The organism is Oceanobacillus longus (assembly GCF_042650085.1).
Lineage (GTDB): Bacteria > Bacillota > Bacilli > Bacillales > Amphibacillaceae > Oceanobacillus > Oceanobacillus longus.
Genome location: NZ_JBHSAO010000008.1, coordinates 195,652 through 218,771, shown reverse-complemented (window position 1 = coordinate 218,771; position 23,120 = coordinate 195,652). Strand labels below are relative to the sequence as shown.

At 36.9% G+C, this 23,120-nt stretch carries 24 protein-coding genes; 13 read left to right on the top strand and 11 right to left on the bottom strand.

The features are described 5' to 3' along the window. Nucleotides 1-36: 36 nt before the first annotated feature. The 3 genes from ald to ACFOUV_RS11720 all read left to right on the top strand — a co-directional run bounded on the left by ald (nucleotide 37) and on the right by ACFOUV_RS11720 (nucleotide 3,333). Nucleotides 37-1,167, top strand: coding sequence for an alanine dehydrogenase (gene ald, locus ACFOUV_RS11730; protein WP_379496958.1), 1,131 nt, complete (start codon nucleotides 37-39; stop codon nucleotides 1,165-1,167). A gap of 245 nt (nucleotides 1,168-1,412) precedes the next feature. Beyond that, a complete protein-coding gene (locus ACFOUV_RS11725) occupies nucleotides 1,413-2,621 on the top strand; it encodes a putative glycoside hydrolase (RefSeq protein WP_379496957.1) in 1,209 nt (402 codons plus the stop codon). Nucleotides 2,622-2,733: 112 nt separating this feature from the next. Next, nucleotides 2,734-3,333, top strand: coding sequence for a GNAT family N-acetyltransferase (locus ACFOUV_RS11720; RefSeq protein ID WP_379496956.1), 600 nt, complete (start codon nucleotides 2,734-2,736; stop codon nucleotides 3,331-3,333). 777 nt (nucleotides 3,334-4,110) lie between these two features. On the opposite strand, the gene ACFOUV_RS11715 is transcribed toward ACFOUV_RS11720, so the two are convergent. Both ACFOUV_RS11715 and ACFOUV_RS11710 read right to left on the bottom strand, forming a co-directional pair. Then, nucleotides 4,111-5,484 carry an ammonium transporter gene (locus tag ACFOUV_RS11715; protein WP_379496955.1) on the bottom strand — a complete coding sequence of 458 codons (1,374 nt, stop codon included), beginning with the start codon at nucleotides 5,482-5,484 and terminating at the stop codon, nucleotides 4,111-4,113. Between the two features lie 21 nt (nucleotides 5,485-5,505). Then, a complete protein-coding gene (locus ACFOUV_RS11710; protein ID WP_379496954.1) occupies nucleotides 5,506-5,847 on the bottom strand; it encodes a P-II family nitrogen regulator in 342 nt (113 codons plus the stop codon). A gap of 393 nt (nucleotides 5,848-6,240) precedes the next feature. Here ACFOUV_RS11710 and spxA point away from each other — a divergent pair, with 393 nt between their 5' ends. From spxA to pepF, 4 genes are all read left to right on the top strand, one after another. Next, entirely contained in the window at nucleotides 6,241-6,636 is a 396-nt protein-coding gene (spxA, locus tag ACFOUV_RS11705; protein ID WP_379496953.1) for a transcriptional regulator SpxA, read from the top strand. A 445-nt stretch (nucleotides 6,637-7,081) separates the two neighbouring features. Continuing rightward, a complete protein-coding gene (gene mecA / locus ACFOUV_RS11700) occupies nucleotides 7,082-7,774 on the top strand; it encodes an adaptor protein MecA (protein ID WP_379496952.1) in 693 nt (230 codons plus the stop codon). An 82-nt stretch (nucleotides 7,775-7,856) separates the two neighbouring features. Continuing rightward, the gene (locus ACFOUV_RS11695; RefSeq protein ID WP_379496951.1) at nucleotides 7,857-9,050 is read left to right on the top strand and encodes a competence protein CoiA; all 1,194 of its coding nucleotides are present in this window, start codon (nucleotides 7,857-7,859) and stop codon (nucleotides 9,048-9,050) included. A gap of 102 nt (nucleotides 9,051-9,152) precedes the next feature. Then, nucleotides 9,153-10,964 (top strand): oligoendopeptidase F, encoded by a 1,812-nt coding sequence (gene pepF, locus ACFOUV_RS11690; RefSeq protein ID WP_379496950.1) that lies wholly within the window; start codon nucleotides 9,153-9,155, stop codon nucleotides 10,962-10,964. A gap of 844 nt (nucleotides 10,965-11,808) precedes the next feature. Here pepF and ACFOUV_RS11685 read toward each other — a convergent pair. The 3 genes from ACFOUV_RS11685 to ACFOUV_RS11675 form a co-directional block, all read right to left on the bottom strand. After that, nucleotides 11,809-12,702 (bottom strand): ClpXP adapter SpxH family protein, encoded by an 894-nt coding sequence (locus ACFOUV_RS11685; protein ID WP_379496949.1) that lies wholly within the window; start codon nucleotides 12,700-12,702, stop codon nucleotides 11,809-11,811. Between the two features lie 18 nt (nucleotides 12,703-12,720). Continuing rightward, nucleotides 12,721-13,107 (bottom strand): globin domain-containing protein, encoded by a 387-nt coding sequence (locus ACFOUV_RS11680; protein WP_379496948.1) that lies wholly within the window; start codon nucleotides 13,105-13,107, stop codon nucleotides 12,721-12,723. A gap of 82 nt (nucleotides 13,108-13,189) precedes the next feature. Further along, nucleotides 13,190-13,762: a CYTH domain-containing protein gene (locus ACFOUV_RS11675; protein ID WP_379496947.1), complete on the bottom strand. Its 573-nt coding sequence runs from the start codon at nucleotides 13,760-13,762 to the stop codon at nucleotides 13,190-13,192. Between the two features lie 139 nt (nucleotides 13,763-13,901). Here ACFOUV_RS11675 and ACFOUV_RS11670 point away from each other — a divergent pair, with 139 nt between their 5' ends. The 3 genes from ACFOUV_RS11670 to ACFOUV_RS11660 are packed head-to-tail and all read left to right on the top strand — an operon-like array spanning nucleotide 13,902 to nucleotide 16,265. Beyond that, nucleotides 13,902-14,510, top strand: a complete 609-nt coding sequence (locus tag ACFOUV_RS11670; protein ID WP_379496946.1) for a GTP pyrophosphokinase — start codon at nucleotides 13,902-13,904, stop codon at nucleotides 14,508-14,510. A gap of 26 nt (nucleotides 14,511-14,536) precedes the next feature. Next, nucleotides 14,537-15,343 carry an NAD kinase gene (locus ACFOUV_RS11665; protein ID WP_379496945.1) on the top strand — a complete coding sequence of 269 codons (807 nt, stop codon included), beginning with the start codon at nucleotides 14,537-14,539 and terminating at the stop codon, nucleotides 15,341-15,343. 19 nt (nucleotides 15,344-15,362) lie between these two features. Continuing rightward, nucleotides 15,363-16,265 carry an RluA family pseudouridine synthase gene (locus ACFOUV_RS11660; protein WP_379496944.1) on the top strand — a complete coding sequence of 301 codons (903 nt, stop codon included), beginning with the start codon at nucleotides 15,363-15,365 and terminating at the stop codon, nucleotides 16,263-16,265. On the opposite strand, the gene prpE is transcribed toward ACFOUV_RS11660, so the two are convergent. Then, the gene (gene prpE, locus ACFOUV_RS11655) at nucleotides 16,249-16,989 is read right to left on the bottom strand and encodes a bis(5'-nucleosyl)-tetraphosphatase PrpE (protein WP_379496943.1); all 741 of its coding nucleotides are present in this window, start codon (nucleotides 16,987-16,989) and stop codon (nucleotides 16,249-16,251) included. The two genes, ACFOUV_RS11660 and prpE, sit on opposite strands and share 17 nt — an antisense overlap. A 230-nt stretch (nucleotides 16,990-17,219) precedes the next feature. Here prpE and mgtE point away from each other — a divergent pair, with 230 nt between their 5' ends. Next, on the top strand, nucleotides 17,220-18,599 hold the full coding sequence (mgtE, locus tag ACFOUV_RS11650) for a magnesium transporter (RefSeq protein WP_379496942.1): 1,380 nt from the start codon (nucleotides 17,220-17,222) through the stop codon (nucleotides 18,597-18,599). Nucleotides 18,600-18,731: 132 nt separating this feature from the next. Then, nucleotides 18,732-19,205, top strand: coding sequence for a CotO family spore coat protein (locus tag ACFOUV_RS11645; protein WP_379496941.1), 474 nt, complete (start codon nucleotides 18,732-18,734; stop codon nucleotides 19,203-19,205). A gap of 107 nt (nucleotides 19,206-19,312) precedes the next feature. On the opposite strand, the gene ACFOUV_RS11640 is transcribed toward ACFOUV_RS11645, so the two are convergent. Continuing rightward, complete coding sequence (locus ACFOUV_RS11640; protein ID WP_379496940.1) at nucleotides 19,313-19,783, bottom strand: CotY/CotZ family spore coat protein; 471 nt, start codon at nucleotides 19,781-19,783, stop codon at nucleotides 19,313-19,315. 277 nt (nucleotides 19,784-20,060) lie between these two features. Between ACFOUV_RS11640 and ACFOUV_RS11635 the strand changes: the two genes are divergently transcribed. Next, entirely contained in the window at nucleotides 20,061-20,312 is a 252-nt protein-coding gene (locus ACFOUV_RS11635; protein WP_379496939.1) for a hypothetical protein, read from the top strand. A gap of 57 nt (nucleotides 20,313-20,369) precedes the next feature. Here the strand turns inward: ACFOUV_RS11635 and ACFOUV_RS11630 are convergent, their stop codons facing one another. The 4 genes from ACFOUV_RS11630 to ACFOUV_RS11615 all read right to left on the bottom strand — a co-directional run bounded on the left by ACFOUV_RS11630 (nucleotide 20,370) and on the right by ACFOUV_RS11615 (nucleotide 22,970). After that, nucleotides 20,370-21,080 carry a YetF domain-containing protein gene (locus tag ACFOUV_RS11630; RefSeq protein ID WP_379496938.1) on the bottom strand — a complete coding sequence of 237 codons (711 nt, stop codon included), beginning with the start codon at nucleotides 21,078-21,080 and terminating at the stop codon, nucleotides 20,370-20,372. A 153-nt stretch (nucleotides 21,081-21,233) separates the two neighbouring features. Continuing rightward, the gene (locus ACFOUV_RS11625) at nucleotides 21,234-21,656 is read right to left on the bottom strand and encodes a GNAT family N-acetyltransferase (protein WP_379496937.1); all 423 of its coding nucleotides are present in this window, start codon (nucleotides 21,654-21,656) and stop codon (nucleotides 21,234-21,236) included. A 7-nt stretch (nucleotides 21,657-21,663) separates the two neighbouring features. Beyond that, entirely contained in the window at nucleotides 21,664-22,176 is a 513-nt protein-coding gene (locus ACFOUV_RS11620) for a YjcG family protein (protein WP_379496936.1), read from the bottom strand. Between the two features lie 68 nt (nucleotides 22,177-22,244). Next, nucleotides 22,245-22,970 carry an alpha/beta hydrolase gene (locus ACFOUV_RS11615; RefSeq protein WP_379496935.1) on the bottom strand — a complete coding sequence of 242 codons (726 nt, stop codon included), beginning with the start codon at nucleotides 22,968-22,970 and terminating at the stop codon, nucleotides 22,245-22,247. Between the last annotated feature and the right edge of the window lie 150 nt (nucleotides 22,971-23,120).

The following is a 23,120-nucleotide window of genomic DNA, read 5'->3' as shown; positions in this document are numbered from 1 at the left end:
AATACAAAGAATTTTATAAATAAGGAGAGAGTAAACATGATTATTGGGGTACCTAAAGAAATTAAAAATAATGAAAATCGTGTTGCAATGACACCTGCTGGGGTTATTAATTTAATAAATGCAGGACAAACGGTCATTATTGAAAAAGATGCAGGGCTAGGAAGCAACTTTACAAATGAAGAATATAAAGAAGCTGGTGCTAAAATTTTTGAGAGCGCTTCAGACATATGGTCAAAAGCGGAAATGATTATGAAGGTGAAAGAGCCACTTCCATCCGAATATAAATATTTCCGTGAGGGATTAATCTTATTTACGTATCTTCACTTGGCTGCAGAGCCTGAATTGGCAAAAGAGTTAGTAGATCATAACGTAACGGCAATCGCCTATGAAACAATAACTGTAAATAGTACATTGCCGTTGCTTACTCCAATGAGTGAAGTAGCAGGTCGTATGGCAACACAACTTGGTGCGCAATATCTCGAAAAATCACAAGGTGGAAAAGGAATTGTTCTTAGTGGTATCCCTGGGGTTAAACGAGGAAAAGTAACAATCATTGGTGGTGGAGTAGTAGGGACGAACGCTGCACGAATTGCATTGGGTCTTGGGGCTGAAGTAACCATTATCGACTTAAACCCAGCGCGTTTACGTGAATTGGATGATATCTTTGGATCAAGTATCCAAACATTAATGTCCAATTCTTACAATATCGCTGATGCAGTAAAGGATTCTGATCTGGTTATCGGTTCTGTATTGATCCCAGGCAGAAAAGCGCCAAAACTTGTGACGGAAGAAATGGTCCAATCCATGCAACCTGGATCTGTTATTGTAGACGTTGCAATTGACCAAGGCGGTAACTTTGAAACTGTTGACCATCCAACAACGCATGATGACCCAATCTATGTAAAACATGATGTGCTTCATTATGCGGTTGCGAACATTCCGGGTGCGGTGCCACGAACGGCGACTGTTGGGTTAACGAATGTAACGGTTCCATATGCTGCACAAATTGGTTCAAAAGGAATTACAAAAGCAGTAATGGAAAACCCGGCAATTCTTAGCGGAGTAAATGTCATCAATGGAAAAGTGACGTATGAAGCTGTTGCAGATGATTTAGGATACAATTATGTTGCCTTGGAAGATGCAATCAAGGAAACTGCAATTCTATAATTTTTAAAAAATACCCTTCTCACATACAAAGAAGGGTATTTTTTAATTATCATTAAGTTACTCAAGTGTTTCATTTTTGATGAATGAGGGTAGATAAATAAAGTAAATATGCTTTCCTTATCGGATGAGGAATATTTATTTGGAATACTATCTAAAATTATTTTACTTCTGGTTACTTTTTACCATTTAAATAAGGCTGCTTTTCCTATATACTAATAATATAAAACGTACAGGAGATTGATTATATGCAGAATTGGCAACAAACAATGATCGTACTCATAGGAATTCTCCTACTCCATACAGCTAATCCTGTATACGCAAGCGGGGAAGAAACGAAAGAAGTGAGCTTACATAAAGAAAGACAAACGAATATCGAAATGATTGATACATCAAAAAACATGAAACGTTTTACATATGATTCAGATTACAACTTCGAATATCCGGATGCGGTGAGAGGAATTTATGTTACTGGAAATTCAGCTGGATCAAGTCGTTTTGACACGCTTCTTGATCTTGTAGAAACAACCGATTTAAATGCAATGGTTATTGATGTTAAAGAAGACAATGGTAATTTAACATTTAAGCCAGAAGAAGGGTCACCTTATGAAGAAATCGCTACTAATTTTATTGCTGATCCAAAAGGGATGATGGAAACGCTTGAGGAAAAGCAAATTTATCCAATTGCTAGAATAGTAGTGTTTAAGGATTCGGTACTCGCTCAGAAACGTCCTGATTTATCTTTCACTCAAAATGGTGAAGTATGGGTGAACAATAAAGGCGAGGCTTTTGTGAATCCTTTTGAAAAGGAAGTTTGGGAGTACAACGTGGAAATAGCTAAGATGGCAGCTGAAATGGGATTCCAGGAAGTTCAATTCGATTATGTTCGTTTTCCTGAAGGATTTGAAACAAAAGATGAAGAACTTGAATACAAACAAGGTGACTATGCTGATATGGATTTAAATAATATAAAAAAACGTGTCGAAGCTGTCACAGACTTTGTTGAGTATGCCAGAGAGGAAATGTCGTCTTATGATGTCGATGTTTCGGTAGATATCTTTGGCTACGCGGCAACAATTGAGGAGACCCCTGGAATTGGCCAAAACTTTTCCAGAATATCTAACAACGTTGACGTTATATCATCCATGATTTATCCAAGTCATTGGACATCGTATTTTGGCATTGAAAAGCCTGATGAACAGCCATATGAATTGGTTACTGAATATGCCAAAGTTGAAAATGAAGTTTTGGGGGCACTCGAAAACCCACCAGTATCCAGACCTTGGATACAGGATTTCGAAGCGCCATGGCTGTACAGTGGGCCAACGAAGCAATATGGCAAAGCAGAAGTGGAAGCACAAATAAAAGCTTTGTATGAAAATGGAATCGATGAATTTTTACTTTGGAATGCGGGTAATACTTATACAGAAGATGTAGATTATATGATTGGAAAATAAGAAAACAGGCCTCGTTACCAGGCCTGTTTTTTGAACTCTGACATTCCTCGATTTAACAAATGACCGCTTATTCGTTATAATTAATAAAAATAGGTGTAAAAGGAGTAGGTCCATGAATTGGTATGGAAAATTGAATAAGTATTTCCCAGTTGAAGAAATGAAATCTAAAAAGCATATGGAAATGCTGTTGGAGGAAAAAGGGGACGTCTATTTTAAAGATGAGAGCTCCACACATGTTTTAATGTTCGCTGAGTTTGAAACGTTTATTTTTATAGATTATCTTTGGGTTTCATCAGAAACAAGAGGGCAGGGAATCGGGCATAAGTTAATTGAAAAATTGAAGGCAAGGAAGAAACCAATAATTTTGGAAGTAGAACCAGTCGATTATGACGATACAGATACTGAAAAAAGACTACATTTTTATCATCGGGAAGGATTTACTCACGCACAATCCATTGGATATAATCGTCGCTCTTTGGCAACAAATCAAGAGACCCCTATGGAAATTTTATATTGGTCGCCAAATGATGATTCAGAAGAAGTAATATTTGATCAAATGAAACAAATGTATGTAGATATCCACACTTACAGAGATGAAGAAATATATGGAAAGTCCTACCAATTAGCTGAGGAAGTATTAAGCTATGATGAAAAGCGTAATTCAAAAGATATCCTTGAAGGCTTAAAAAAATCAAAGAAGGAAAAATCATAAAAAAATTCCTGCCGGATGATGTTGGCAGGAATTTTTTTATCTGTAACGCAACTTTCGCAGAGTGAAATGAACAAATGAGCCTTAATAGAACTAGGAGGGCTAGAGATACACTGCTTCAGTTGACTTTGGATTAACTGTTTGCGCTGAGCAATCTGAATAAACGAGATCCCAAGGCTCTTTTCGTTAATTTTGTTGCTTTTTATTATCGCCTTTTATATAAACTGTGAAGTAAGATAAGCAGCTTCGGCGACCGCTCTGGGAAATACACTGCGCTTTCCACGGGCGGCTGGTGAGCCTCTTCATGCTAACGCATTTCAGAGTCTCACCTATGCCTTTCCTCCCGCTGGAGTCTTCGTATATTTCCCAGAGCTGGTTAGAAGATTACTGACAATTACTTTACTTGCACTAGCTAAAATAACATCATACAGCTTCACTAGTCCGGGTGAGCGGAGGGCGGTGACTCCAGCGGGAACAGCACGTGTCCGAAGACCCCGCAGAGTGCTTTTCTCGAGGAGGCTGAGGCCGTGCCCGCGGAAAGCATCCGCCCAGAGCGATCCCAGACGGCGGGAAAAGCACAATCTTATAGATATCGATCAGTAGATACGTCGCATTTTATCTCAACTCTGCGATACTTAAAAAGCAATAAACATTATGAAAACAGCCTTATTTCTACCCAGGTTAGCAAAGGGATTATTAGAAACATTCTTAGGTTAACCCATTTAATGTTTGAACTTATTTTATTGATGCGAAAGTTGAGTCTCTAATTTTCAACTTATTTTAAGAAGTTTTCTTAGCATTAACCAATGGAATGTCACTATTTAATCGATCAGCTAACGGAATACTTCTTGAAGTTGTCATGTCGTCGCTATCCAATAGGCTATCTTTGAAGTTGTATGCATTTGAACCATGCTCTGCAAAGTCCAAACCTGAAATTTCTTCTTCTTCAGAAACACGTATCGGAGAAACCTTATTAAGTAGGTAAGTGAAACTTCCGATCGTAAGAGAAACCCACGCAATTATTGCAATTACCCCAGTAGCCTGTATGCCTAATTGGGGTAAACCATTACCATAAAACAATCCTGTTGAAGTAGAGAATAATCCAACCGCTAATGTTCCCCAAATACCACAAATCCCGTGAACTGCTATAGCACCTACTGGATCATCAATTCTTAATTTTGTGTCTAAGAAACGAATACCTTCAACTAACACTAAACCAGAAATAATTCCGACTATAATTGAGCCCCCAAGTGAGATTTCTGCACATCCTGCGGTAATACCGACGAGTCCACCTAAAACACCGTTCATGGATAAAGAAGCATCCACTTTTTTAAAACGCAGCTTTGTATACAAGGCTGAAGAAATTAGTGCAGCTGACGTGGAAAGTAAAGTTGTTCCGATAACCATCGGTACAAGTGAAGGATCAGCAGCAAGTGTACTACCACCATTAAACCCGAACCAACCTAACCATAGAATAAATACGCCAAGTGCACCTAGTGGAATGTTATGCCCCTGGATAACATTAACTTTTTTGCCGTTGTACTTACCAAGGCGAGGTCCAAGAATTAGAACGACCAAGACTGCTCCAACAGCACCAGTTAAATGCACTACAGTTGATCCTGCAAAATCACTGAAACCGATAGCAGTTAACCAACCATCGCCTTGCCAAATCCAATGTCCAACGAATGGATAAATAACAGCAGTCATTGCTGCAACAATTAGTACGTAACTGCCTAATTTAATTCTCTCTGCAACAGCACCAGAGATAATTGTCGCACAAGTAGCTACAAACATTGCTTGGAAGACGAAGAACCCGATGTCCTCCACCCCGCTAAGAAGGAAACCATCAACACCCACAAATGAACCAGCAGAAGTTCCGAACATAATTCCATACCCAACAATAAAGAAGAGCAAGGCTGCCAGACTAATTGTTATAAAATTTTTCATTAAAATATTAAGTGTATTTTTCGACCTTGTGAAACCTGATTCTACCATAGCAAATCCAGCATGCATAAAGAATACGAGCACTGCTCCAAGCATCACCCATACCATATTAATGGATAGTTCCAACGATTTTACTGTCGGTGCAGCAGCATAAACAGGTGTCGCAATTAGGAATATAACGAAGAATATCAATAAACTTTTCTTTAACATAGGAATTTCCCCCTCAATTTGTTATAAAACTGCTTGCATTCCACGTTCTCCAGTTCGAATACGAATGGTTTCTTCAATAGGATACACAAATATTTTTCCATCCCCGATATTACCTGTTTTGCAACTTTCGATGACGATATCGATAATTTCATCTAACCTCGAATCCTCTACGACCATCTCTACTTTTAGCTTGGGAAGTAGTTGGATATGGAATTCGGTGGATCGGTAAACACCAGTTTGTCCTTTTTGCTTTCCTGTACCAGCTACTTCAGTTACTGTTAGACCGCCAATTCCAATTGCAGAAAGATTATTTCTTAATTTCTGGAATTTCTCCGGCCGGATAATTGCCTCAATCTTTTTCATCAATATTCCACCCCTTCTCTCATGTTAGTTTTCCTAACATCTTTGGTTATGTTAATTATCATAATAGTTAATTTAGTTATTTGCAAGCATTTTTTGCATATTTTTAGAAAATTTAGAAGTAAACGGTTACAAAGATGAACGGTTTTTTCTTTGGATTTTTTTCATTTAGAAGGTTTAATTGAAATTAAAGTGGGGTATCTTACATAGTAAATGGTGATAAGAGTTATAAAAATTATTAAATTACCTTATTATTCTAGAATATCCTCTACCTTTTGATTGACAAATGTAGTATAATTATACATATGGGTAATTTAAACTTATTTTAATTTAATAAGCTAAATAAGGTGCTCTAAAATCAACATAACACACTTAAAAAATGAGGAGTGAAGTTCCATGGTAACACTTTATACCTCACCTAGTTGTACTTCTTGCAGGAAGGCAAAAGCATGGTTGGAAGAACATGACATTCCGTTTACAGAGCGTAATATTTTCTCGGAACCATTGACACTTGACGAAATTAAAGAAATATTGCGTATGACTGAAGATGGTACGGATGAGATCATTTCAACAAGATCAAAGGTTTTTCAAAAACTGGATGTTAATATTGAACAATTACCGATGAAAAATTTGTTCAGTCTGATTCAAAAGAATCCAGGGTTACTTAGACGTCCAATTATTTTGGATGAAAAACGTCTGCAAGTTGGTTATAACGAAGATGAGATTCGCAGATTTCTACCTAGAACTGTACGTACTTTTCAGTTGCGCGAAGCTCAAAGGATGGTTAACTAACCGTTTCTTTGAAAACGTATCTAAAATTAACATAATAAGACGCATGTTCCTAATGGAACTGCGTCTTTTCTTTTTTTGTGAATAGATTTACTCTTATTATATTAGATTTTTAGGGTGACAAATCCGTAGTAATGGTTTACAATATCTTACTAACTCTTCCTATATATTCTTAAGTTAAAACAGGTGATTTTTTAATCCGTTTTATAGGCATATTAATTTCCAAGATGCAGTACACTATCATACAATAGTGGTAAGAAGATAAGTAGAGATGGTTAGAGTTATATTATTAAGGGTAAGAAATAACTATATAGAGATACTGTTTTTAACAGATAATAATGGTGATGTTGTCTCTTCCATCTAAACTGTTTTTCCTTAAAAATTAACGTCAAAAGATGCTTGGAAGGACGAAACAGCTATTTTTTTATTTGAAGGGAGAGAATTAAAAATGGAAATAGAAAGAATTAATGAAAATACAATAAAATTTTATATTTCGTATATGGATATAGAAGATCTTGGTTTTGAACGTGAAGAGATCTGGTATAATCGTGAACGCAGTGAACAACTTTTCTGGCAAATGATGGACGAAGTTAATTATAAAGAAGATTTTAATCCGGATGGCCCTTTATGGATTCAGGTTCAGGCAATGGAAAAGGGGTTGGAAATAGTAGTTACAAAAGCGAAGGTATCGAAAAACGGAGAAAATCTTGAACTGGATACAGAAGACGGTAATAGTCTTGAACTCCCAGTTGATGAGAAAATTGAAAGTTTACTCGAAGACAAATTTGGTAAAAATGTTGCTGCTGAGAGTGATGATAATGAAATGTTAGATGATGATAACCTGTGGATTATTGTTGAATTCCAAGACTTTGAAGATGTGATTCAACTGAGTCACTATTTCCACGAACTATCTGATTTTGGAGAAGAGACGCTCTACCATTATAAGGAAACGTATTATTTGTATATGGAATTTTCTCACGATGTGCTTGATGATCATAAGCAGGAAGATGTAATCAGCCAGGTGCTCGAATTTGCTAATGATTCTGATGTATCGGTTCATCTGTTAGAAGAATACGGCAAGAAAATCTTCGAAACAGATACATTTTCACAAGTGAGAACCTATTTTCCGGTTGAAGTGTAGACATTCTAGAAAAGGATGTCTATTTTTTTGCAGGATTTTATATATTTCTGTCGAATAACTTATGTAGACGGAGGTGGTTATTATGCTGCAAGCAGTAAATAAAAATGGAAGGTATATCACGCTTGCCACAATGAAGCGTGAAGTTGTTCAGAATCTTAGAAAGGGAGGAGAAAGATTTTATTGTCCTGTATGTAAAAGCCCTGTAATTATAAAGGCAGGAAATCAAATGATTGCGCATTTTGCTCATCAATCAAACCTCGATTGCCTCTCGCGTGAAGGAGGAGAAGGCATGGAACATGAGCATGGGAAATTGCAGCTATATGAATGGCTCAGAAGATATAACATGGACGTCAGACTGGAAGCATATTTACGGGAAATTCAGCAACGGCCAGATATCCTGTTATCTGTAAATAACAAGCAAATTGCTATCGAATATCAATGTGCGCGAATAGCGACAGATGAAATACAAAAACGGAACAGAGGGTATAAAGCTGCCGGAATTTTTCCAATTTGGATTATCGGTGCCAATCATTTTAGACGTTACAATGCAAATAGCTTTAAATTGGATCAATTCACAAGGCAATTCATCCACCAGTACACTTCGGAAACTCCATCGGTATTATATTACTTTCACCCCTACACTTCTCAGTTTTCAACAATTCAAGATATTTTTATAGTCAAAAATACGACGGCTGTTGGCAAAATAAATGTCACAGCACTTCATAAAATGAAATTTCCTGATTTATTTCACTTGAATATATTCTCGGCTAAGGAAAAATTAAAGTTGTGGTTGAATGAGAAGCGACAATTCAGGTTGAGACCAAGAAATAAGTTATATGGTGATGAACTTACCTGGAGTAAATGGTTATATTATAAAGGGCTCCATCCTCAGATTATACCATCTGCAATTCATCTTCCAGTTCTCTCGCAGCATCTAATGAAATCCCCATTATGGAATTGGCAGAGTAAAATCGTTCTAGAAATCATTCTTCCTTTACCTATTGATGCAATATTTAGTATCGATCTATGCATACATTTATTAAAAAATCGCATCATTAGCGATGCTGCATTCCCACTAATTGCTCCCAGTATAAACCCCATAGAACAGTATTTGAATGTATTAGAACAACTAAATTACGTACAAAGAGTTTCTACTGGCATCTATCAAAAAAAACTACAATTCCAATTTTATAAAAATGTTGAAGATGCAATAGAAGGTGATGATATGCTTCTGAGAAAATTAACTTTCCAAAACTTGGGCAAAATACAAGCATGAATCCAAAGTATTTCGTTATACTAAATATATACGATGTATTTTAAAGGAATTTTAGCAGAAATCTAGAAATAATAGTATATAGAGACAAAGGAGGAATTTTTCATGACAAAATCAACAAAGGAATTACCTAAACGAAGTGAGGTACCATTGTATTCCACTTGGAGATTGGAAGATATCTTCACAACAGATGAAGCATGGGTAGATGAATTAAAGAAATTAAAACAGGATATTCCAAAAATAGAACAATACAAAGGGAAGTTATCCGAATCCGCCGATAGCTTATATGAATTGCTAAAGCTTCAGGATGAGCTTTCGGAACGACTCGGTAGATTATATACCTATTCACATATGCGATATGATCAGGATACAACGAATTCCCATTACCAAGGGTTAAACTCACAGGCTGAAATGGTTCTAACATTGGCGGGTAGTTCAATGAGCTATATTGTGCCGGAAGTGCTTCGCATGGATGAAGACAAAATCAATAGCTTTTTAAATGAAAAAGAAGCGTTGCAAATGTACAAAAAAGTTTTGGATGAAATCAATCGTCAACGTCCCCATGTGCTCAGCGAAAAAGAAGAATCCCTACTTGCTGAAGCTTCTGAACCAATGGGAAGTTCTGCACAAACATTCGGTATGCTGAATAATGCAGACTTGACTTTCCCGTCCATTAAGAATGAAGATGGAGAAGAAGTGGATTTGACACATGGAAGATACTCCACGTTCCTAGAATCAAAAGACCGTCGTGTTAGGAAAGATGCTTTCAAAGCCATGTATGAAACATATGGTAAATTTAAAAATACATTCGCTTCAACATTGACAGGTAATGTAAAAGCACATAATTTCGATGCAAAAATCCGCAATTATGAATCTGCCCGTCAATCTGCATTGGATAATAATAATATTCCTGAACAGGTTTACGATAACCTGGTAGAAGCAGTAAATGAAAAATTACCATTACTTCACAGATACACAGAGTTGCGCAAAAAAGTGTTGGGTGTTGATGAACTTCATATGTATGATCTTTACACGCCGCTTGTAAAAGACGTTGAAATGAAGGTAACCTATGAAGAAGCTAAAGAACATGTTACAAAAGGATTAGCACCATTGGGAAGAGACTATGCAGAAATTCTTCAAGAAGGCTTTGATAACCGCTGGATTGATGTGGAAGAAAACAAAGGAAAACGCAGTGGTGCATACTCATCCGGTGCATATGGTACAAACCCATATATCCTTATGAACTGGCAAGATAATGTTAATAATACATTTACATTGGCACATGAATTAGGGCACTCTGTACACAGTTATTATACAAGAAAACATCAGCCTTACCGATATGGGAATTACTCGATCTTTGTAGCAGAAGTTGCATCTACTACAAATGAAGCATTGTTAAATGATTACCTGCTGAAAAACCTAGATGATGAGAAACAGAAGCTTTATATCTTGAATCATTTTCTGGAAGGATTCCGTGGAACGGTCTTCCGTCAAACAATGTTTGCTGAATTTGAACATGATATCCATGTTAGAGCTCAAAATGGCGAAGCATTGACAGCAGATAAGCTGACAGAAGTTTATTACGAGCTGAACAAAAAATATTTCGGAGATGCTGTTGTTTCGGATGAAGAGATTGGTCTGGAGTGGGCAAGAATCCCGCATTTCTACTACAATTACTATGTGTATCAGTATGCAACCGGATATTCCGCTGCAACTGCACTAGCAAATAACATTCTCGAAGACAATGAGGGATCGATAGACCGTTATCTCGACTTCCTGAAAGCTGGAAGCAGTGACTATCCAATAGAAGTCCTGAAAAAAGCTGGCGTTGACATGACATCCAAACAACCGATACTAGATGCACTCGATGTATTTGAAGAAAAGTTAAATGAAATGGAAAAATTGTTATTGGGATAATTAACATGATTTAATTATAAATAGTGCTAATAAAAAATAGGGGAGCCGGAGTAATCCGGTTCCCCTATCTTGATCTTCTGTAGACCTTTCGGTGTGTCATGGAATATAAGGTTAGATAGATGGATACAAAGAACAACGGCAACGTAAAATAAAGCGGAATGAGTTTCATTAATCCAAGAATATTTAGAAAAAATGCAACAAAAGTCAGTATCAGAAAGAATACAGGGTAAAAATCACGCATTGAAATCACTCCAGTATAAGATAATAAATTCTAGAATCACGGTGATACATGATGCGGGATAAAATGCACCTATTTACGGTTAAGAAAGCCATTCGCGAAAATATAGAAATATCCGCGGAAAAACAACCTGGATCTGCGGAATCTCAATCCCTAATCAGTTGCCATTTATCCGAGCAGCAACGAATCAATCGCCAGACCTCAATCCACCACCCAACTTCAACCTCTAGACTATTACTATCGCTATTAATAGCTAATATATGTTAATAAACTATGTATTAGAAGTGAACTTTTTGTGAATGTATGCACATAACTGTTGAAATGATAAGATTTTCTTGATATTATAATAATGTAAGTTAAATACAAACAAAAACCCCTTTTGTTTGATCATGAAACTTTCTCCCATCCCCCTTTGTATATATACAAAGACGGAATAAGGATATACGCTGCCCCGTATATCCTTTCTTTTTGTCTTTTTTTAGACTCTTTGATACGTATTCTTACTTGTAATCACCCAACGAATCTTTAGAAAACCGGCTTTTTTAAAACGATTCTCATCACATAGTGAAATGAACACAAAAAAATAAGCCCTCCTGAAGGCTTTAATTAACTTATATATTTCCAGAATGATCCATATTTTGCTGGGATTCTTTCGACGATTTGCTGGAATTGAAGTTTTTTCATCTCTTTTTCTGTTTTTGTAAGTGACCAGTCATATACGACTGAAATTTCCTTCGTCCCCACAATTTCATAATGCTCCAGGAATTGTTCTAATGGTGGTTTTACAGAAGGGATTGGTGTGCGCTGCAACATCTCTTTTAAAACAAGTTCATATATATCGTACGGATAAAGTCCAGAAATCTTAATTCCTTCTTCTTCAATAATTTGATTAAAGAAGACAATCGTTGGGATATAGTCAACATCCATTTCTCTGGTCAATTTTAAATCACATTGGAAAGCCTTTTGGGCAGATGGTGAGAAAAGATCTTTTTCAAATTCTTCAATATCCAGTTTTGCTTCTTGTGCACATTGAGTGAGTACCTCTTCTGTAGATATATCCTGTTTTTTCAGGAATAAATTTTCCTGCAGTTTACGATAAAATAATTTTCCAGCTTTTTTACCTTGCAGTTCCGCAGCTTTGATTGCCAGTGATGCAATCCATGGATATGTGACAGGATTATCTACCCATAAATCTCCGTCACAGCTCATTCCTGTGCGTTTTGCTGTCTTTTCCCAAATCTCTTTCAATTTCTTTGGTTTATCAAATGTATCTGTATTTAATGAAGTTAAGTGTCCGCTGACAATTTGACGTATGGTGAAAAATCGCCCATATTCAACAGACAGCTTTTTCAAATAAGGTTCAAGTGACCAGCACTCTGCGCAAAGTGGGTCAATAAATACATAAATTTCTATCGGTTTTTGTACATAATCAATATAGCTATAAGTGGCCGATGTGTTTGTGTGATTTGAGCTTGTCAGCCCAGTTTGGTTCCAACTCACATCGAATTCTCCTTTCTCTTATTCTGGCGTGTTCATCATGTGGTTTGCAGTAAGGGTCAATTTTTCAAATATAGCTGTGCGATAGGGTTCTTCAATTTCTGCTTCAATCAATGCTTCTGCCATACATGCAAGCCAGGCATCTCTTCTTGATGGCGTAATTTCAAACGGCAAATGCCGCCTTCTCATCATAGGGTGACCACGCTCTTCTTCATAGAGTCTTGGACCACCAAAAAATTGGGTTAGAAACAGGCTTTGTTTACGAGCCGTTTCCGAAAGATCATCGGGAAAAATAGGGATTAATTTTGGATGATTTCCAACTCGTTTATAAAATGCATGTACGAGTTTGTTTATTGTATCGAATCCGCCAATGGCTTCGTAAATTGTTCCATGAGTAATCTGTTCCATAACAACTCTCCTTATTTATATTGTAGCAACGGATTGATGCTAGAGCAACAAATCTGATTTAGGGAGGTATAGTTAATTATACCTAATCTTTCATGGAATAGAAAAATCTCTCAATTTTGTTTGGTGTTTCTCTATGTTGTATATGATGTTCTGATAATATATGTTGAAACATTTGGAGTCCGGTTTCTCTAGTCTTGGCTTCCAGTTCAAATTCAAAATCTTCCTGATCGTGATATGTGCTGTTGTCCAACACAAGTAATACATCTTGGTACGGTATTTCTCTGCGTACGGTAGTTAGCTGTCCACAATAAAGAAGTTTTTCTATGGCAATGCCTTGTTCCAGCAACTGTTTTTCTGTATTTTTTTTGGGGATAATATGACCGTCGAGCCAGCTGTTTGCCTCATGATTTGTTAGCCAATCATGTGTTTCCAACAGCCCCTCCGGGTGTGGTTCTTTTAAAGTTAATTGATATCTACCTTCCTTTTCCCTTATTCTCAGTGCACAGCCATTTTCTTTGAGTAAGAAATCTTTCGTTTCAAAGTAATGGTTTGTCTGTTTTTTTCCGGAAAGTGGAAAGGGAAGACCATAAAGCAATCGGTCAAATTCAGCTTTCGTTAATAAGTTCTTATATTCAATTTCTATTTCTTGTGTCATTTTTTATGTCCCCCAAGTTGAAAAAATAGGTTATTATTTATTATGGCTAAATAATAACGTCAATGCAAAGATTAGCCATTTTCATCCTATATGGTAAAATAGGGATGGTTACTATTTGAAAAATATAAGGATGATTTAAATGAATTGGGAAGCTATCCTTGCACCTTATAAACAAGCTGTTGAGGAATTAAAAGTAAAGCTTAGGGGAATGCGATTGCAATTTGAATTCGAGTCCAGTCATTCGCCAATTGAATTTGTTACTGGACGTGTAAAGCCAATTCAAAGCATCGTTGAAAAAGCAGAATTAAGAAATATTGAAAAGGATGTAATTGAGACGGAAATTCAAGATCTTGCAGGGGTTCGTGTTGTTTGTCAATTCGTTGATGATATCTACACCATCGTGGACATGTTGCATAGCCGCAGTGATTTTTCCATTATTGAAGAGAAAGACTATATTTTAAATAAAAAAGACAGTGGATACCGTTCTTATCATATGATAATAGAATACCCGGTAGAAACGATACACGGTAAGAAGATTATTTTGGCAGAGATACAGATACGTACATTGGCCATGAACTTCTGGGCAACGAATGAGCACTCATTAAATTATAAATACGAAGGCAAATTGCCAGTAGAAGTTCAATCTAGACTTCAGCGAGCATCGGAAGCGGCTTTTAAGCTGGACGAGGAGATGTCCAAAATTAGAAGTGAAATACAGGAAGCACAACGAATTTTTCATCGGAAATAGAATTGTATTGTTAGGAGAGATTATAGATGAAGTTTAAAATAGTTTCAAAAGGTGATGAACGTTCAAATAAGATTAAAGCAACGATGAAGCAGTATTTATCCGACTTCGATCTAATATATGATCGAGATGAACCCGATCTTGTTATTTCTGTAGGCGGTGACGGGACTTTTCTCGAAGCATTCCACCGATATGTCCATCGCTTGGAATCAACTGCCTTTATTGGTGTACATACAGGGCATTTAGGATTCTATACGGATTGGACACCGGATGAAGTAGAGAAATTAATTATTGAAATCGCAAAAACACCTTTCCAAACGGTGGAATATCCTTTGCTAGAAGTTATTATTCGCGCAAAAACAGGCGGAAAAGAAGATCGTTATCTTGCTTTGAATGAAGCGATGATAAAGACTGCTGATGGGTCTTCTGTGGTTTTTGATGTAGAGATCAAGGGAGAACATTTTGAAACGTTCCGTGGAGATGGTATTTGTATCTCGACACCGTCTGGTAGTACAGCGTATAACAAAGCTTTAGGTGGGGCGATTCTCCATCCATCACTGGAAGCAATCCAAATAACGGAAAATGCATCGATTAATAATCGAGTTTTCCGTACGATTGGTTCCCCATTGATTTTGCCAAAGCATCATACGTGTTTTCTTAAGCCAATGGTGGATAGTAGTTTTCTAATTCAAATTGATCATTTTACGAAAAATTATCAAAATGTAAAATCAATCCAATGCCGTGTGGCACAAGAGAGGGTTCGTTTTGCCCGATTCCGCCAGTTTCCTTTCTGGAACAGGGTACGTGATTCTTTCGTAGCAGAAGAAGACAGGTAGAATGTGAGGAGTTATCATTATGAAATGGGTAATCGATAAGCAGCATACAGGAATGATTATCCGGGAATATCTGCAACATGTTCATGGTTTTTCGAGACGAATCATTATCGCAGTAAAACATGATGGTGGAAGTATTCAAGTGAATGGGATCAAACAGAATGTCAGATATAAATTAGTGGAGGGTGATGTACTAGAGATTGAGTTCCCGAAAGAGAAGGTTAGTCGGGCGCTAAATCCTGAGAAAATGAATTTGAATATTGTATATGAAGATGATGCCGTTATTGTTCTGGATAAACCTGCAGGAATGGCTACGATGCCTTCTCCAAATCATTTATCCGGCACAATGGCCAATGGGTTGCTTGCTCATTATGAGCATCATCATAACGAATCTAATACCGTCCATGTAGTTACGAGACTAGATGCGGATACTTCCGGATTAGTTTTAATTGCTAAAGACAGATACAGTCATTCACTACTTGCGGTTTCTCAGAAATCTGGGAAAATAAAACGTACGTATACGGCGATTGTTGAAGGTATGTTGAATTCTGGATCCGGAACAATCAATGAGCCCATCGCCCGGAAAACAGGTTCGATAATTGAACGGGAAGTAAATGAAACGGGTAAACAAGCTGAAACCCATTACTTTAAACAAAAAAGTATTGGCGACCATACCCTAGTGGCTATTGAATTGGAAACAGGCAGAACCCATCAGATTCGGGTGCATTTTTCCTATTTGGGGCATCCATTGGCAGGGGACGATCTGTATGGAGGTTCCTTAACGTTAATGACAAGACAAGCCTTGCATTGCTGTGAGCTCAGCTTCGAGCATCCGATAACAAAGCAAAGAATCCAACTCCAAACAGATCTGCCAAAAGATATGCAAGAAGTGATATCGCGTGTTAATTTTAGGGGAAATCATTAAATTTTTCATCCAGAAGTGGCTGTTTCGATGAAACGGTCACTGTTTTCTCCTCTGGTAGACGGAATGCCGTCAGCTTGTTTCCAAATACACAACCTGTATCAATATTAATCGTTTTATTTACCATTCTTGGCTCTTTTACTGGGGTATGTCCATATACAATCCAAGTGTCTCCATGATAGTGCTTTGCCCAGTCTCCCCGAATAGGTCGCCCCTCAGTATCAAACTCTCCTGAAATATCTCCATACAATACAAACGTTTTTACTTTTTTGTCCGTACGTCCAATCAGATTTTCTTTAATTCCAGCATGTGCTACAATAACATTCAGTTCAGGAACGTGCAGGTAAAGGGGAGCCTGTTCGTACAAAGTGATAAATTGTTTACTAATAAACTTCTGATCCCGCGTATTCAATGCACGGTATTCAGCAGCGGTTGTTTCTAGCCCGTGTTTCTCCTGAACCTTATTACCAAGGAAAAAGCGATATAATTTATTACAGTGATTACCAGGTACATAATAAGCCTTTTGCTGGTTTACGACCATCTTATATACAAGCCTGATAACAGCCAATGAGTCAGGGCCGCGGTCTGTGATATCGCCAACGAAAGCAGGAATTCTTCCATTTGGATGAATATAAATATCATTTTCAAACATGTATCCCAATTTCAAAAAGAGTTCATGAAGTTCATCCACACAACCATGAATATCCCCAATTACATCCATTTTCATACAATAACCCCCTTTCGCTCAGTTGCATTCTGATTCGATTTTATTTATTATAGTTCCGGTAGAAGCGCAAACAATCTCTACATAATATATATCAATATTGTTATCCATTTTACAGGAAATTATTTTATTTTTACAATTAGAGAAGATGATATCGTTTGAAATAGCGACATGCAGGGAAAATATGTAGGAGCATTGTTGTAAATGCCAAGGAAGAAAGTAGGGGAAAGAGGATGAAGCAAGACAGCTATGATGAACAATACGAAGAGAAATATAAAGAACTTTTTCAAATTGTCCAAACATCTTTAGACGAAGAAAACATTGAAGATTTCAGGATAGATTTTCTGGAAATGCATCCATATGATCAAGCAATGTTTTTCAAAGAACAGGAAAATTCAAAAAGAGAAAATATATATAGTTATTTAGCACCCGAAGAAATGTCTGAAGTGATGATCAATATTGAATTGGAAGATGTAGCGTATTATTTTACCGAAATGGATCCACGATATGCAGCAATGGTCTTTTCGGAAATGCCTGCCGATGATGCGGTGGATATTTTAAATGAATTGGATAAAGAACAAGTTGCCAGTTTCCTAACTATTATGGATAAAGAAGCGGCTGATGAAATAAAACAATTGCTTCATTATGAAGAGAAAACAGCTGGTAGTATTATGACTACCGAGTATGTTGCGATTTTTAAAGATCAGACAGTAAGAAAAACGATGCAGCTGCTCAAAAAAGAAGCGCCGGACGCTGAAACGATTTATTACTTATTCGTACTTGATGAGGATAAACGTCTTGTTGGGGTAGTATCGATCAGGGACTTAATTGTTGCCGATGATGACGTCATTATCGATGAAATCATGAGTTCCCAAGTCGTCGCAGTTTCTGTTGCCAAAAATCAGGAAGATGTCGCTCAAATGTTCAGAGATTATGATTTCCTTGCATTACCTGTTGTGGATTTTCAAGATCATCTATTGGGGATTATTACTGTCGATGATATTTTGGATGTTATGGAAGAAGAGGCAAGTGAGGATTACACGAGATTAGCTGCGATGTCCGACACAGACAGAAAAGATGACTCGGCATTTACATCAGCGAAGAAAAGACTTCCATGGCTTATTATATTATTATTCCTAGGACTTTTCACTGCGAGTTTGATTGGAAGGTTTGAAGCTACATTGAACCAGGTCGCAGTACTTGCTATCTTCATTCCTTTAATCGCAGGGATGGCAGGAAATACGGGTACTCAGGCGTTGGCGGTTGCAGTTAGAGGGCTTGCAACTGGGGAATACTCGAATCAGGGGAAAATGAAGTTAATGATGCGTGAAGCAGCTACCGGACTAATCACTGGCAGTATATGTGGTGTACTGATTGCCATTGTTATTTATGTATGGCAGGGGAATCTCTTTCTCGGCTTGCTAGTCGGGTTTTCGATCATGGCTTCGTTGATCGTAGCCACCCTTGCAGGAGCATTAATACCTATGATTATGCATCGACTCCATATTGACCCGGCAGTAGCATCCGGACCATTTATTACAACGATCAATGATATTATCTCCATCCTCATTTATTTTGGATTGGCAACAACGTTTATGGGATATTTAGTATAATTTTGACGAAAGGGGCATCTTTCCTGGTTGGGGAAGATGCTTTTTTGCTACCAGATAAGTGAAGTAATCATAACATTTTAATTAATGGGTTCATATAATGGGTTGAGGAAAGAAGGAAGGAGAGATTTATACATGCGTGAGAAAAAAAAATACGCCAATGATCCGCTGCTCTATATTCATCAACCGAATATTGGGAATGCACAGGCTCCGATGCAACATAGTTATCTGAGCAGCAGGAAAAAGGCTAAGCAAGAAAGTTCAACTGTAGATGAAGTGGTGAGTGTACCAAAAAAATTGAACAGAAGGCAAAATTCTTTTCAACAGGAATTTAAAACGGAAGAACCTCATCAGGTGAAAGGTAAAGAAGAAGCACCTAAAAGAAAGAACTTTAAGGAAATGGATATTCCAGAAAAAATAAATTATTTTTTAAACCGTCCGGATTTTGCACCACAGGTAAGATGTGAAATAAAGACGAATGGGAAAAACTATAGGGGAATTGTAACAGGCTTTGAGGAGAATAATGTATTCATAAAACCAGCGAATCGAAAAACAGCTATCCAAATTGCAATCGATGAAATAAGTGATGTGCAACTCCTTGGATTTTAAGTTAGGTTTACAGATTTTGTGGTAACAGTATTAATCTTCTAGAAATAGCCTAAAGAAAAGCACCATTGAGGAGTATTTCTCCTTCAATGGTGTTTTTAATTTGCTTATTAGTTGTTGAATGCACTAATTGCTGGAAGACATGTTACATGACAGAAGCAATCAAGATCAACAGTTAGGCAGATTCCAGTAGCTTCCAAGTTATGCGTGTCTTGGTCTGTAGGATCTTTAAGATGATCATGACCACAAGTTTCGCCGTCTTTCAACAGTAATTCAAGAACCGCACAGTTGTCGTCGTCTACTTTTTTAACTCTGAATATAAAGCTTGCAACGATATCACCAATACCACCGTTGTGTCTTGGAGCACCGAACCCTTTAAACGGTTTACAGTCCTTGCAATATAGAATTACCGGTACTGTATCTAAACCATTGCCGTTATCAGACTCACCTAATAAGTCACTGATTGACTGGTCACAACTCGTGTCACAGCAATTTTCCACGATATCATTTTGTGCTTCTACGATGTCTTTTAAAATATCTGCTACACAGTTACCTGTATCGAATTTTTTTCCACAACCCATGAAAAATAACTCCTTTCAAAAAATGATTTTACTTTCCTTATAGGATATGTGTCATGTCTTGGATGGTGTGGGCATATGTATATTTTTAATCCTAATCAAGGGTAAGGAGATTCGAAAAGACAGTCACATATAATATGTAGAAGCTCAAAAATAGTTGAAATAAGGGTTATTTTAATAAAAAAAGGGGTATAGAAATAGATAATGCACAAAACAACAGCCATAAAATTATATATTTATACGTATTATATTTCGAATAATCTGATAAAGGGTGAGGGAAATGGGGTATATATTGCCAGTAGACCATTACCAATATAATGATTATCAAAAACGAGTTGTACAACAACAGAAAAATAAGCACTTTATTGAAGGGCCGTTTAAAGTGGTTCTGGATAGACAGCATCAGGATATCTCAAGCAAATATGATGCATTAAATAGAAGCTCTGACCAAAAATTAAAATCTCAGAATGCATCAGAAGAAATAATCGGAATGTTGACCGGTAAGGGGAGGCATTTTAGTGACTTTGTTTAATCAAAACTAAAAAACACTCATGTTAAGTAATGAGTGTTTTTTTCATGCCAACATGTATTAATCCAAGTCCCATCTTTGATGATTTCTATTTAGGATTGGGTGGACCAATAGATCAGTGTTCTTTACGTATTCCACATAAAAAATTTCCTCAAGATGGTCGTAGCCTTGTTCCTTTAATTTTTCGATCAACCATTCCTCTGTAAGATTTTTCTCTTTTAGATTATCGTATATAATCTCACCATCATTGACTAATGTTGTCGGTAAACTAACATCATGTGGAGAGAGCTTCATATCTTTTCTGCTCGGCGTTTGATAATCAGATTTTTTTAACACAGAAATGGTTCCATTTGCTTCTAAAATTCCAAATTCGACCTCCTGTAAAGAGAATATATCTTTTGCCCGGAGTAAATGTTGAAGTTGATTGACATCGAGTTTGTTTTTTTTCATCGTATCACGAATAAGCTTCCCGTTATAAATAACAATTGCTGGGCTACCTTCAATTAAATGTCGTGTACCTTTAAATTTCTGAGTTATAATTTCCGTACTGTATAATAATATTCCATACACAGTAACTACGAAGGCAATTTCAGGAATACCAGCTTTCTCATCGAATAATGCATTCCCTACGAGTTCTCCCAATAATAAGGCGGAAATAAAATCAAAAGGAGTAATCTGATTGATTTGGGATTTCCCCAAAATTTTTGTGATTAAAAATAAAGCAAAAAAGCCAAAAATTGTTTCAAAAAACATTGATATATATCCAGACATACAATCCAGTCCCCTTACACTTTGCATTCAGTTTTTAGGTTAACCGAGATTTCTGGAAACATGCATCAAGATTGTTTTAATTTGATTGAATTGAAATGAAGTTAAAGGGCAAGAAAAAAGTGCACCACACAACGTATGGCACACATTTTTTTGTTATAGTTTTTTAATCATTGTAACATGTGGTATACCTGCATCGAGAAACTCGCCTGACACTGTTTCATACCCTAGTTTCTTGTAAAATTCTTCTGCATGTGTTTGTGCATTTAGCTTTGCGTTTTTATACCCTTTTTCTGTAATGACTTTCTCCATTTCAATAATGATTTGTTTGCCGTAGGACTTTCCACGATAATCTTTGATCACACAAATTCGCTCAAGCTTTCCGTATTCGTCTACAAAACGGAGACGGCTTGCAGCAATCGGATTATTATTATCATAAGTAACGAAATGTGTTGCCGATGCATCATGCTCATCCAGCTCTTCTTCAGGTGGGACGTTTTGTTCCTCGACGAATACTTTCATCCTTACTTTATACGCGTGTTCAAGTTCTTCTCTCGTGTTTACTTTCTTCGTGTTCATACGTTATTTATTCCTTTCCAAATACAAATGTTTCATAAACGGTCCAAGAACCGTTGTCAAGCTGATATAGCAATTGGAAGCGGTCTACTTGATCTTCAAGATGAAATTCTTCCATTTCCAATCTGCCGTAAACATCTGAATACTCATCATCCAAAAGATCCTGTGCAATTGTTATATGTGGAACAAATGGATGCTTGTTTGTGTCCTTAAATTTACCTGTGTTCATTTTTTCCTGTAAGTCCAACAAAACCTGAATTGGTTCCACTTTGAAATAGATTGTATTCGTGATCGGCGCAAATGATCTTACTTTATCAATATTGATCGTGAATGGTTCTGTAGCATTTGCAATTGTTTTGAGTTCAGAAATTAATTCATTAAGTTTATTATCGTCTGCCTCAAATTTCTCCTTCAGTGTAATATGGGGCGGGATCCATGAGTAGTGTGGGTCATAACGTTTTCTTAATGCATTTGCCTGATCCTGAATTGGTTTCGATGGAAAAATAGCAATACCATAATTCATGAGAAAACCTCCTGTAAAATTAGGATATGATTTTTAATCAGTATAGCAAAAATTGTGTTAGAAAAAAATTAATTAAACATCGTTGTTAATACACGGGGCATATCTTTTTGCCAATATTTCCACGTATGTTCTCCGGATTCTATTTCATAATAATGATACGTAGAACCTTTTGCATTCAAAAGGTCATTTAACTCACGGTTGGGCTTGAGAAAATCAGCTGTATTTCCATCTGTCATATTAACTTTGGTTTCCTGTTCGCCAATGGTGTGATAAATATCAATGGAGTTCAGAGTGTCCGTGTTTTTGACCAAATTTAATACTTTCTCATCAACGTAAGGGGATTGCATAATGACTTTACCAAACGTGTTTGGGTATTTAATTGCAGTCATCAGTGCTAATGTACCTGCTAGGGAGTCTCCCATTAACGCTCTTGATTGTCCCATATGATAGGTTGGAATGAGTTCATCCAATAAAGGTACGACTTCATTAACTAGAAATTTCGTATAGGCTTCGTTTTGCTCACCACTCGGATGATACTTTTTTCGCCGATCATGTTTATCCTTGTAATGAATACCAGCAAATACTGTATTCGTTATTTCATGACTTTCATGAAGTTTGTCACTTAATGTAGCAACCCTTCCCATTTGAAAGTAGTCATTTCCATCTTGCATCATACAGATATTATATTTATACAGAGGGGAGAATGCCTCTGGCTGATAAATCTTTAAAGTCATTGTTTCCTGTAAGTATTTACTTTCAATTTCTTTCTCTACCATCGTACCTTTTCTGCCCAACGTATTCACCTCAATTTAATTATCTGTGTACATACTTACCCTTAGTCTATCATTAAAAAGTTATGCCTGTCACCCTCGACAAGAAGGGGGAAGGGTAGTAATAGCTCGACAAAATATGACAAAATCCGGGAAGTGACAGGCACCATAGTG

Bases quoted from the DNA above. Each gene is read 5' to 3' on its own strand.
- ACFOUV_RS11630 (WP_379496938.1), bottom strand. From the start codon at position 21,080: ATGTCTGGATATATATCAATGTTTTTTGAAACAATTTTTGGCTTTTTT.
- ACFOUV_RS11670 (WP_379496946.1), top strand. From the start codon at position 13,902: ATGAATTGGGAAGCTATCCTTGCACCTTATAAACAAGCTGTTGAGGAA.
- ACFOUV_RS11720 (WP_379496956.1), top strand. From the start codon at position 2,734: ATGAATTGGTATGGAAAATTGAATAAGTATTTCCCAGTTGAAGAAATG.
- ACFOUV_RS11665 (WP_379496945.1), top strand. From the start codon at position 14,537: ATGAAGTTTAAAATAGTTTCAAAAGGTGATGAACGTTCAAATAAGATT.
- ACFOUV_RS11640 (WP_379496940.1), bottom strand. From the start codon at position 19,783: ATGGGTTGTGGAAAAAAATTCGATACAGGTAACTGTGTAGCAGATATT.
- mgtE (WP_379496942.1), top strand. From the start codon at position 17,220: ATGAAGCAAGACAGCTATGATGAACAATACGAAGAGAAATATAAAGAA.
- ACFOUV_RS11675 (WP_379496947.1), bottom strand. From the start codon at position 13,762: ATGACACAAGAAATAGAAATTGAATATAAGAACTTATTAACGAAAGCT.
- spxA (WP_379496953.1), top strand. From the start codon at position 6,241: ATGGTAACACTTTATACCTCACCTAGTTGTACTTCTTGCAGGAAGGCA.
- ACFOUV_RS11660 (WP_379496944.1), top strand. From the start codon at position 15,363: ATGAAATGGGTAATCGATAAGCAGCATACAGGAATGATTATCCGGGAA.
- ACFOUV_RS11710 (WP_379496954.1), bottom strand. From the start codon at position 5,847: ATGAAAAAGATTGAGGCAATTATCCGGCCGGAGAAATTCCAGAAATTA.
- ACFOUV_RS11625 (WP_379496937.1), bottom strand. From the start codon at position 21,656: ATGAACACGAAGAAAGTAAACACGAGAGAAGAACTTGAACACGCGTAT.
- ACFOUV_RS11695 (WP_379496951.1), top strand. From the start codon at position 7,857: ATGCTGCAAGCAGTAAATAAAAATGGAAGGTATATCACGCTTGCCACA.
- ACFOUV_RS11715 (WP_379496955.1), bottom strand. From the start codon at position 5,484: ATGTTAAAGAAAAGTTTATTGATATTCTTCGTTATATTCCTAATTGCG.
- mecA (WP_379496952.1), top strand. From the start codon at position 7,082: ATGGAAATAGAAAGAATTAATGAAAATACAATAAAATTTTATATTTCG.
- prpE (WP_379496943.1), bottom strand. From the start codon at position 16,989: ATGAAAATGGATGTAATTGGGGATATTCATGGTTGTGTGGATGAACTT.
- ACFOUV_RS11635 (WP_379496939.1), top strand. From the start codon at position 20,061: ATGGGGTATATATTGCCAGTAGACCATTACCAATATAATGATTATCAA.
- ACFOUV_RS11680 (WP_379496948.1), bottom strand. From the start codon at position 13,107: ATGGAACAGATTACTCATGGAACAATTTACGAAGCCATTGGCGGATTC.
- ACFOUV_RS11620 (WP_379496936.1), bottom strand. From the start codon at position 22,176: ATGAATTATGGTATTGCTATTTTTCCATCGAAACCAATTCAGGATCAG.
- ACFOUV_RS11645 (WP_379496941.1), top strand. From the start codon at position 18,732: ATGCGTGAGAAAAAAAAATACGCCAATGATCCGCTGCTCTATATTCAT.
- ald (WP_379496958.1), top strand. From the start codon at position 37: ATGATTATTGGGGTACCTAAAGAAATTAAAAATAATGAAAATCGTGTT.
- pepF (WP_379496950.1), top strand. From the start codon at position 9,153: ATGACAAAATCAACAAAGGAATTACCTAAACGAAGTGAGGTACCATTG.
- ACFOUV_RS11725 (WP_379496957.1), top strand. From the start codon at position 1,413: ATGCAGAATTGGCAACAAACAATGATCGTACTCATAGGAATTCTCCTA.